Source organism: Gordonia sp. i37, assembly GCF_002043085.1.
Lineage (GTDB): Bacteria > Actinomycetota > Actinomycetes > Mycobacteriales > Mycobacteriaceae > Gordonia > Gordonia polyisoprenivorans.
Genome location: NZ_MVPX01000134.1, coordinates 1 through 9297 on the forward strand (window position 1 = coordinate 1; position 9297 = coordinate 9297).

A 9297-nucleotide genomic window follows, 5' to 3' on the forward strand; every position below is an offset into this window, starting at 1 on the left:
GGGGGGGGAGCCGCTGGCGTTTCGGCTGCTCGGGCTCAGCGACGTCGACGAGTCGGCGGCGCCCGCGGTGGTGGTGGCGCGCACCGAGATCGCCGACCGGCTGCGTGCTGTCGTCGAGATGGTCATCGACGCGATCGTCGGCAGGCCGGGTGGCGGCGCCGCACGTCGGTCGCCGGCACGGCGCACCCGGATTCGGCGGGCGGTGGTGGTCGCGTGGGCCGGGCTCAACGGGCTGCTCGCGCTCGGCGGGCGGGGGCTCGTCGAGGAGTCGGAGGCCGGCGATCTGATCGACGAGGCGGTGCGCCTGTACCTCGCTCGGATCGACGAGGTGCTCGACGCGTGAGGGTTATCCGATGACGAAGGAGTCGAACCAACGTCGGATCAGCGTCGCCGCGAGTGGCGCGGTGATCGTCTGTGCGGCAGCGACATCGGCGGCGACGGAGGCCGGTGCCCCGGGACCGAGGGCGGCGACGAGTTCACCGCGGTAGTCCTCGACGTCGAGCCATGCGCGCAGCAGATCGGTGTCGACCTCGAGGTGGAACTGGACCCCGTAATGCGGTCCGTGGCGGTACAGCTGATTCTCGTATCGCTGCGAGCCGGCCAGTCGGGTCGCTCCGTCGGGGAGTGTGAACGTGTCGTAATGCCAGTGCATCGCCGGGAACGTCGATTCGGTGATCGCCGAGAACACCGGGTCGGTGCGAGCGTCGTCGGTGAGCGTCACCTCGGCGACACCGACCTCGCCGGCCGGCCCGGTGAACACGCGCGCCCCCAGCGCGCGGGCGAGTAGCTGTGATCCGAGGCAGACACCCCAGATCGGGACGTCGGCGGCCACCGCCGCGGTGAGGAAGGCGATCTCGGTGTCGATCCACGGCAGTGTGGCGCCGTCGTTGGCACTCATCGGGCCGCCCATCACGAGGATGCCGGCGAAGTCCCGGGGATCGGTCGGCAACTCCTCTCGCCAGGTGCGCACGGTACGGACGTCGGCGAGGCCGGCCAGTCCGGCGCCGTAGGTTCCCGGCGATTCGCATTCGGCATGGCGCAGTTCGAGAATCGTCGGCCGGGTCATGACGAGGCAGACGTGGTGTCGCCCGAGCGCGGCACCACGAGTACGGGCGCTGTGGTCCAGCGCAGGATGCGGGCTGCGGTACTGCCCAGGAACACCCGGTTCTCGGCGCCGAGGTGACCCGAGCCGACCGCCACGAGATCGTTGTCATCCCACTGCAGATTGTCGAGGGCCTCGTCGAGCGTGGGTCCGTCGGCGACGAGCACCTCGATGTCGAGGTCGGAGTCGACGGTGGCCCGCGTCTTCTCCAGCAGATCCCGGACCACCTCGACGCGACGCGCACGCGCACTGCGCGAGACGTCGTCGTCGAAGGGCGACTCCAGCGAGACCAGGGAGACCAGACGCAGATCCAGGTGCGCCTGTTCGGCGAATGCCAGCGCGAAGGGCAGGGGATTGCTGGTGGTGGGCTTGACCGGCACCGCAACGGTGACCATGTCGAGGGCGACCCCGGTCCGGTCGGCGTACCCGCGTGGGGCGAGCGCCACCGGTAGCGGTGCCGAGTGCAGCAATTCGGTGCTGACCGTACCCAGCGTGTGCCGGCTGATCAGCCCATCCCCGGTACCGCCGACCACGATCATCTCGGCGCGGGCCTGCTGGGCCAGACCGATGAGACCGTCGGTGAACGACTCGTCGACCACCACCACCGTGCGTGTCTCGATGTCGTCGGGGATGCGTGCGGCGCCTGCGGCCAGCCAGGTAGCGGCCTGGTTCTCCAGTCGAGCCTGATACTGCTCGACGCCGGGGTGTCCGTCGTAGGGGACGGGGTGGACCACGCACACGAGATCGATGGCCGCACCGGTCTTCCGGGCGATCGCGACCGCGAGGGCGATACCGTCATCGCCCGACGGCGTGGCGAGATAGCCGACGGTCAGCCTCGGGCGTGCGGGGGAGTCAGTAGACATCGGGAACCTTCACTTCGGTCGTGGCGGTCAGTGTCTTGCCCTGGAAGAACTCTCGGCGTTGGGCGAAGCAGGCCAACATGAGCGGGATGCCGAGCACCAGCATGCCGACGCCGAGGATGAACACGCCGCCGACCGGGCCGACCGAGGTGTAGCCGTAGTCGGGGTTGAACATGTCGATGGCGCTCTTGAGAAACGCCCATGTCATCGCGATGCCGCCGAGGAGTGGGAACAGACCGCGCATGAAGAAGTTGCGGGCGGAGTCGAACAGCGTCCGCCGGAAGTACCAGACCGAGGAGTAGGCGGTGATGCCGTAGTAGAACGCCACAGCGAGTCCGAGCGAGGCGATCGAGTCGGCCAATGTGTTCTGGCTTGCGATGGACAGGACGAGGTAGAAGGCCAACGCCGAGATGCCCATCACCGCGGTGCCGAACGCCGGTGTCATGTAGCGCGGGTGGATCTTCGCGAAGCGATCCGGGATCGCCTTGTACACCGCCATCGACAGGCTGCCCCGGGCGGTCGGCAGGATCGTCGACTGGGTCGAGGAGATGGCCGAGACGCTCACCGTCAGCAGCAGTGCGGCGGCGAGGATGCCGCCGGCCACCGGTTTGCCGAGAATCGTCAGCACGTCGTCGGCGTTCTCGGGGTTGTTGAGTCCGATACCGGTGTCGCCGAAGCCGGCGAAAGCCTGGACCGCATAGGCCACGAGTACATACGTCGCGACAAGGATCAGGCAGGTGATCACCGCGGCCCGGCCGGGCGTCTTCTCCGGATCCTTGGTCTCCTCGCCCACGGCCAGGCAGGCATCCCACCCCCAGTAGATGAAGATGCACAGGATCACCGCGGCCGCGATCTCGGATTGGCTCAGTCCGCTGGGCCAGAGCCAGCTCCACTCCGGTGAGATCGCTTGCGGGCCGGCATGTCCCGTGCCGACCTTGACCAGCGCGATGACACTCGCGAGGATCAGGACGCCGAACTGGATGAACATCAGGGCCGAGAGCAATCGCTCGCTGATGACGATGCCCCGGATACTCACCCAGGTCATCCCTGCGATGAACAGACAACCGAGCAGCACCTTGACCCATAAGGTGTCGGCGAGGGTCTCCAGGCCGAGGAATTTGAGCAGATACACCGCGGCGATCTCGGCGACGTTGGCCAGCACGATGATGGCCGACACGGCCAGCCCCCATCCGCCGATCCAACCGACCCACGGGCCGAACGCCTTGGTTCCCCAGGTGAAGGTCGTTCCGCAGTCCGGGGTGTCCTTCGCCAGTTCGCGGTAGGCGAACGCCACCAGCAACATCGGGATGAAGGCGACGACGAACATCGCCGGCGCCTTGGTGTGGACCGCGGCCACCACATACCCCAACGTGGCCGCCAGGCTGTAGGCCGGCGCCACCGCCGACAGCCCGATGATCACATTGCCGACGAGGCCGATGGAACCGGCTCGTAAACCCTTGTCGCCCTGGATCTCGGCGTGAACGCTTTCGGTCAATGTCTTGCTCCCACTCATGTCCGTGTGCTGGAGACAGAGTAGGGTTTCCGTCATCAGCGCGCAGCGTGATGACGGAATTAGTGACAACAATCCAGAATTATCATGGAATCCGTCGTGAACGGGATGTTTGTCGGATGTTTCACCACTCGCAGACCGCCATCGCCGCAGGCCCCTCGGCGTCGTCGGTCGCCACCGCCCGGGTGCCGGAGGTGACGGTGCAGTGTGCGACCTCGCCGCCGGAGATGAACACCACACGGTGCGTGTGCCGGCGGTCGTCGGTGGGGGGCAGGGTCAACGAGCCTGTCCATTGATCGGCCTGCGAGTCGTGATCGGTGAGCTTCACGTCGAACTGATGTCGTGGTCGGCCGTTCGCGTCGTACCAGAGCAACTGCTCGTTGACCTCCTCGTCGGAGGCGATTGTGATGGTCAGGGGTGTCGAAGGAGATTGGGGCGAAGGAGATTGGGGCGCAGACGGATTCGTGAGATCCGTCGATGCCGCCACCGGCGGCGGGGTGAGGCCCGCGGCTAGGCACGCCACCGATACGACGGCGAGGACGAGGAGTAGGACGAGCGGATGCGGGCGGGCGATCAGGTGAGTCATGATCGATTGGACGCAGCGGACGCCGGATCGGTTCCGGCGGGTCGCGGGTTGTCCACAGGCAGTTGCGGTGCGGTCGGCACGGACCGGTTGTGCATCATGCTTGTCGCCGTGAACCGGGAGGCGACTTACCATGACAACCGTGACCACCGAGATCCTGGGCCTGCCGCACGGCAGCGGTCTGACGTACGCGGACCTGGAGTCCATGCCCGATGACGGCTGGCGCTACGAGCTTCTCGACGGGGTCCTGATCGTGAGTCCGGCCCCTACGCCTCGGCACCAGCGAGTCGTGGCGAGGCTGCACCTGCTGCTACATGCCGCGTGTCCGCCGGACCTCGAGGTGTTGTTCGCCCCGCTGGATGTGGTGCTCGCCGAGGACACCTGCCTGCAGACGGATCTCCTCGTGGCGCCCCGGTCGGCGTTCGCCGAGACCAACCTCCCACAGGCGCCGACGCTCGCGATCGAGGTCGCGTCGCCGTCGACGCGAGGAGTGGACATGCTGCTGAAGAAGGACAGGCTCCGGCGGGGCGGGTGCGCGCACTATTGGGTCGTCGATCCCGCTGTACCGACCTCGATCACCACCTGGTCGCTGGTCGACGCGGCCTACGTCGATTCCGGCACGGCCGTCGGCGAGGAATGTCTCGCGGTGACCGCGCCGTTCGCCGTCGACATCGTGCCGGCCGACCTCGTCGACTGAATCGGCACCCCGGCCTCGTCCGACAATTCAGGCCCGCACCGGAAGGGTGCGGGCCTGAATCGGGGCTGCAGAGGTGGCTTGTGTCCCGCTGCGAAACGGTCAGCTGCGAAAAGGTCAGCGCGAGAACATGAGTGCGCGCTTGACCTCCTGGATCGCCTGGGTGACCTGGATGCCACGCGGGCAGGCGTCGGTGCAGTTGAAGGTGGTGCGGCAGCGCCACACGCCGTCGATGTCGTTGAGGATGTCGAGACGCTCGACGGCGCCCTCGTCACGACTGTCGAAGATGAAGCGGTGTGCGTTGACGATCGCTGCCGGGCCGTAATAGCTGCCCTCGTTCCAGAACACCGGGCAGCTGGTGGTGCAGCACGCGCACAGGATGCACTTGGTGGTGTCGTCGAAACGGGCGCGGTCGGCCGCGGACTGGATGCGCTCACGGGTCGGCTCGTTGCCGCTGGTGATCAGGAACGGTTTGATCGCCCGGTAGGCGTCGAAGAACGGCTCCATATTGACCACGAGATCCTTCTCCACCGGAAGCCCCTTGATGGGCTCGATGGTGATGGTGATCTCCTTGTTCTTGTCCTTCGGGAGCAAGTCCTTCATCAGCAGCTTGCAGGCGAGCCGGTTCACGCCGTTGATGCGCATGGCGTCCGAGCCGCACACCCCGTGGGCACAACTGCGCCGGAAGGTGAGCGTGCCGTCGAGGTAGCCCTTCACATAGAGCAACAGGTTCAGGAGGCGGTCGGTCGGCAGGGCCGGGACGCGGAAGCTCTCGAAACCCTGTGCGTCGGGGTTCTCCGGGTTGAACCGGTAGATCTTCAGCGTCACCATCGTCGCCTCGTCCGGAACCGCGGGCAATGGCGGATCGTCGGACGAGGGAGCCGGATTCTCCATGGTCACTGTCATCAGTACTTACGCTCCATCGGCTCGTAGCGGGTCTGGATGACGGGCTTCCAATCCAGCTCGATGTCGCTGAGCAGATCGTCGCCCTTCTTGTAGGCCATCGTGTGCCGCATGTAGTTGACGTCGTCGCGGTTGGGATAGTCCTCGCGGGCGTGGCCGCCACGCGACTCCTTGCGGTTCAGCGCGCCGACCACGGTGACCTCGGCCATCTCCAGCAGGAAGCCGAGTTCGATGGCCTCGAGCAGATCGGAGTTGAACCGCTTGCCCTTGTCGTGCACACGGATGTGGGCGTAGCGCTCCTTGAGCGCATGGATGTCGGTGAGCGCCTGCTTGAGGGTCTCCTCGGTGCGGAACACCGACGCATTGGCGTCCATCGAGGCCTGCAACTCGGTCCGGATGTCGGCGACCCGCTCGTGTCCGTGCTCGGACAGGATCGTCTCGAGCCACGCGTCGACCATCGCGGTCGGGTTCTCCGGCAGCTCGGTGAGCTCGGCGGAGTTGGCGTACTCCGCGGCGGCGATCCCGGCCCGACGACCAAAGACGTTGATGTCGAGCAGCGAGTTGGTGCCCAGGCGGTTGGCGCCGTGCACCGACACGCACGCGCACTCACCGGCGGCGTAGAGGCCATGGACCACATCGGTCGCGTTGCGCAGGACCTGACCTTCGATGGTGGTGGGGATGCCGCCCATCACGTAGTGGCAGGTCGGGAACACCGGCACCCATTCGGTCACCGGGTCGACGCCGAGGTAGGTGCGGGCGAACTCGGTGATGTCGGGGAGCTTCTCGTTGAGGACGTCCTCGCCGAGGTGCGTCACGTCGATGTAGACGTAGTCCTTGTTCGGGCCGGCGCCCCGGCCTTCGAGGACCTCGAGGACCATCGACCGCGCGACGATGTCGCGAGGTGCAAGGTCCTTGATGGTGGGGGCGTAGCGCTCCATGAAGCGTTCGCCGTCCACGTTGCGCAGGATGCCGCCCTCGCCGCGGACCGCCTCGGAGATGAGGATGCCCAGCCCGGCCAGGCCGGTCGGATGGAACTGGTGGAACTCCATGTCCTCCAACGGAAGTCCCTTGCGGAACACGATGCCCATGCCGTCACCGGTGAGGGTGTGGGCGTTGGAGGTTGTCTTGTACATACGACCCGAACCGCCGGTCGCGAAGATGATCGACTTGGCGTGGAAGACGTGGATCTCGCCGGTGGCGAGCTCGTAGGCGACGATCCCGGTGGCGACGGGCTCGCCGGCCTCGTTCTCGCTGAGGCAGAGATCGAGCGCGTAGTACTCGTTGAAGAACTCGACGTCGTGCTTGACGCAGTTCTGATACAGCGTCTGCAGGATCATGTGGCCGGTGCGGTCGGCGGCGTAACACGCACGCCGGACCGGTGCCTTGCCGTGATCGCGGGTGTGGCCACCGAAACGTCGCTGATCGATACGGCCCTCGGGGGTGCGGTTGAACGGCAGACCCATCTTCTCCAGGTCGAGCACCGCGTCGATGGCCTCCTTGGCCATGATCTCGGCGGCGTCCTGATCGACGATGTAGTCACCACCCTTGACGGTGTCGAAGGTGTGCCACTCCCAGTTGTCCTCCTCGACGTTGGCCAGCGCGGCACACATGCCGCCCTGCGCCGCGCCGGTGTGGCTGCGGGTGGGATAGAGCTTTGTGAGCACAGCGGTGCGGGCGCGGGGGGCGGCCTCGATCGCCGCGCGCATCCCGGCGCCGCCGGCACCGACGATCAGGACGTCGTAGCGGTGTTCCTGCATGTGTTTCGAATCTCCTGGAGTCGACGAGGGCGGGGCGTCAGAGACGAGAGTCCGTGGCGTCAGTTGACGCTGTTGACGTCAAAGGTCAGAAGCGCGTAGGTACCGAGCACCAGCACGAGGATCATCGAGATCCCGAGCAGCACGTTGAGCCAGAACCGGGTGGAGTCCTTGCGCGAGTAGTCGGCGATGACGGTGCGCACACCGTTGCCGCCGTGCAACTGGGCCAGCCACAGCATCGTCAGGTCCCAGATCTGCCAGAAGGGTTCCTTCCACCGCGCCGCCACGAAGGAGGCGTCGATGCGGTGCACACCGTTGTCCCAGGCCAACATGATGAACATGTGCCCGATGGTCAGGATGATCAGCGCCAGGCCGGAGAAGCGCATGAACAGCCACGCGTACTTCTCGAAGTTGCCGCCCTTGCGGGCACGCGGCGCGCGCGGATTGTCGAGGCTGGCCGGCCGGTCGTAGTCGGTGCCGAGCGTCTTGGCCAGGTGTGGGAAGGATGCGGTCATCGGTGATCTCTCCTAGAACGAGTGCTCGATGAGAATCTGCAGGAGCCGCACCGCCGCGGCGGCGAAGACGATCACGAACAGCGTGAGGATCGTCCACAGCATCTGCCGCTGGTACTTGGCGCCCTTCGACCAGAAGTCGACAAGGATGATGCGCACGCCGTTGAGGGCGTGGTACAGCACACAGGCGACGAGACCGATCTCCATGAGGCCGATGATCGGCGTCTTGTAGGTCTCGATGATCTCGGAATACTTGTTCGGATCGATCCGGATGACCGCGGTGTCCAGAACGTGGACGAACAGGAAGAAGAAGATGGTGACACCGGTGATCCGGTGGAGCACCCACGACCACATCCCGGGGTCGCCTCGATAAAGAGATCGCTTGCGCACCGGGTCGGGTGCGGTGTCGGTCGGGGTGCTCATTGCGAAATCGGCCTCCAACATCGTCGATGGACTCTGGTGGCAGCCTGCATCTTCAGGCTCCACCACGGACCCATGCAACAGACTCTAAACCTATGCTGAGGGTGGTCGAAAACTGCCCGAACAGATTTGGGCGACAAGAGATTCCGACTTAGGTTTGCCTTACCATTGCTTCGACGATGTGCCGGTGAGTGTGATCCGGCCCCGCACTGTTCACCGGGAGTTTGCCCTGTCTGCTGAAATCGATTGGAAGATGTTGCGCCACAAGGCGAATGAGATGATCGCCCGCGCCTATGCGCCCTACTCCCGCTTCCCGGTCGGTGCTGCCGGGCTCACCGTCGAGGGCGATATGGTGGCCGGTGGCAATGTGGAAAATGTCTCATACGGACTCGGTGTCTGCGCCGAGGTCTCGTTGGTGTCGGCACTGATCGGATCGGGCCGATCACGACTGCGTGCGGTGAGCGTCTGCGACTCGCGTGGGGTGGTGCTGATGCCGTGCGGACGGTGCCGACAGGTGCTCTGGGAGTTCGGCGGGGCGGATCTGCTCGTCGACCATGCCGACGGGCCCCTGCGGCTCGCCGAATTGTTGCCGTACGCATTCGGGCCCGACGATCTCGGCGCCGGAACCCTCGACAGCGACGGAACCCTCGACAGCGACGGAGGGCGGCGATGAACCCCGAGATCATCGATGCGATCTCGGTGATCGCCACCAAACGCGACGGCGGTTCGCTGAGCGACGGCCAGATCCGGTGGGTGGTCGACGGCTACACGCGGGGATCGGTCGCGCCGGAGCAGATGTCGGCGTTGCTGATGGCGATCGTGCTGCGCGGCATGGACCGTCGTGAGATCGCCACCTGGACGCAGGCGATGATCGACAGCGGGCGGCGCGCGGACTTCGGCGATCTGCGCCGCGACGGTCGGCCGCTTCGCACCGTCGACAAGCATTCCACCGGCGGGGT

General features: G+C 66.0%; 10 protein-coding genes and 2 pseudogenes. 4 read left to right on the forward strand and 8 right to left on the reverse strand.

The window, feature by feature from the left end; translation table 11 throughout:
* Nucleotides 1-343 (forward strand): annotated as a pseudogene (locus B1964_RS06335) (TetR/AcrR family transcriptional regulator); the annotation flags it as partial.
* 3 nt (nt 344-346) lie between these two features.
* Here the strand turns inward: B1964_RS06335 and B1964_RS06340 are convergent.
* The 4 genes from B1964_RS06340 to B1964_RS06355 form a co-directional block, all read right to left on the reverse strand.
* Nucleotides 347-1066, reverse strand: a complete 720-nt coding sequence (locus B1964_RS06340; RefSeq protein WP_079929258.1) for a type 1 glutamine amidotransferase — start codon at nt 1064-1066, stop codon at nt 347-349.
* Nucleotides 1063-1965: a universal stress protein gene (locus tag B1964_RS06345; protein ID WP_006367512.1), complete on the reverse strand. Its 903-nt coding sequence runs from the start codon at nt 1963-1965 to the stop codon at nt 1063-1065. The genes B1964_RS06340 and B1964_RS06345 overlap by 4 nt, the downstream gene beginning before the upstream one ends.
* Nucleotides 1955-3475, reverse strand: a complete 1521-nt coding sequence (locus B1964_RS06350; protein ID WP_079929259.1) for an APC family permease — start codon at nt 3473-3475, stop codon at nt 1955-1957. The genes B1964_RS06345 and B1964_RS06350 overlap by 11 nt, the downstream gene beginning before the upstream one ends.
* 121 nt (nt 3476-3596) lie before the next feature.
* A complete protein-coding gene (locus tag B1964_RS06355) occupies nt 3597-4058 on the reverse strand; it encodes a hypothetical protein (protein WP_079929262.1) in 462 nt (153 codons plus the stop codon).
* A gap of 130 nt (nt 4059-4188) precedes the next feature.
* On the opposite strand from B1964_RS06355, the gene B1964_RS06360 reads away from it, so the two are divergent.
* Nucleotides 4189-4752 (forward strand): Uma2 family endonuclease, encoded by a 564-nt coding sequence (locus B1964_RS06360; protein ID WP_079929260.1) that lies wholly within the window; start codon nt 4189-4191, stop codon nt 4750-4752.
* A 114-nt stretch (nt 4753-4866) separates the two neighbouring features.
* Here the strand turns inward: B1964_RS06360 and B1964_RS06365 are convergent, their stop codons facing one another.
* Genes B1964_RS06365 through sdhC form a run of 4 tightly spaced genes read right to left on the reverse strand, consistent with a single transcriptional unit; the run spans nt 4867 to nt 8341 of the window.
* On the reverse strand, nt 4867-5655 hold the full coding sequence (locus B1964_RS06365; RefSeq protein WP_006367508.1) for a succinate dehydrogenase iron-sulfur subunit: 789 nt from the start codon (nt 5653-5655) through the stop codon (nt 4867-4869).
* Nucleotides 5655-7409, reverse strand: coding sequence for a succinate dehydrogenase flavoprotein subunit (gene sdhA / locus B1964_RS06370; RefSeq protein ID WP_006367507.1), 1755 nt, complete (start codon nt 7407-7409; stop codon nt 5655-5657). The genes B1964_RS06365 and sdhA overlap by 1 nt, the downstream gene beginning before the upstream one ends.
* Before the next feature lie 59 nt (nt 7410-7468).
* The gene (locus tag B1964_RS06375) at nt 7469-7921 is read right to left on the reverse strand and encodes a succinate dehydrogenase hydrophobic membrane anchor subunit (protein ID WP_079929261.1); all 453 of its coding nucleotides are present in this window, start codon (nt 7919-7921) and stop codon (nt 7469-7471) included.
* Nucleotides 7922-7933: 12 nt separating this feature from the next.
* On the reverse strand, nt 7934-8341 hold the full coding sequence (gene sdhC / locus B1964_RS06380) for a succinate dehydrogenase, cytochrome b556 subunit (RefSeq protein WP_014359531.1): 408 nt from the start codon (nt 8339-8341) through the stop codon (nt 7934-7936).
* Nucleotides 8342-8567: 226 nt separating this feature from the next.
* Here sdhC and B1964_RS06385 point away from each other — a divergent pair, with 226 nt between their 5' ends.
* Nucleotides 8568-9011 carry a cytidine deaminase gene (locus B1964_RS06385; protein WP_290440679.1) on the forward strand — a complete coding sequence of 148 codons (444 nt, stop codon included), beginning with the start codon at nt 8568-8570 and terminating at the stop codon, nt 9009-9011.
* Nucleotides 9008-9297: pseudogene (locus tag B1964_RS06390) on the forward strand (thymidine phosphorylase); the annotation flags it as partial. The gene B1964_RS06385 and the pseudogene B1964_RS06390, both read left to right, overlap by 4 nt.

Bases quoted from the DNA above. Each gene is read 5' to 3' on its own strand.
- B1964_RS06340 (WP_079929258.1), bottom strand. From the start codon at position 1,066: ATGACCCGGCCGACGATTCTCGAACTGCGCCATGCCGAATGCGAATCG.
- B1964_RS06345 (WP_006367512.1), bottom strand. From the start codon at position 1,965: ATGTCTACTGACTCCCCCGCACGCCCGAGGCTGACCGTCGGCTATCTC.
- B1964_RS06350 (WP_079929259.1), bottom strand. From the start codon at position 3,475: ATGAGTGGGAGCAAGACATTGACCGAAAGCGTTCACGCCGAGATCCAG.
- B1964_RS06355 (WP_079929262.1), bottom strand. From the start codon at position 4,058: ATGACTCACCTGATCGCCCGCCCGCATCCGCTCGTCCTACTCCTCGTC.
- B1964_RS06360 (WP_079929260.1), top strand. From the start codon at position 4,189: ATGACAACCGTGACCACCGAGATCCTGGGCCTGCCGCACGGCAGCGGT.
- B1964_RS06365 (WP_006367508.1), bottom strand. From the start codon at position 5,655: ATGACAGTGACCATGGAGAATCCGGCTCCCTCGTCCGACGATCCGCCA.
- sdhA (WP_006367507.1), bottom strand. From the start codon at position 7,409: ATGCAGGAACACCGCTACGACGTCCTGATCGTCGGTGCCGGCGGCGCC.
- B1964_RS06375 (WP_079929261.1), bottom strand. From the start codon at position 7,921: ATGACCGCATCCTTCCCACACCTGGCCAAGACGCTCGGCACCGACTAC.
- sdhC (WP_014359531.1), bottom strand. From the start codon at position 8,341: ATGAGCACCCCGACCGACACCGCACCCGACCCGGTGCGCAAGCGATCT.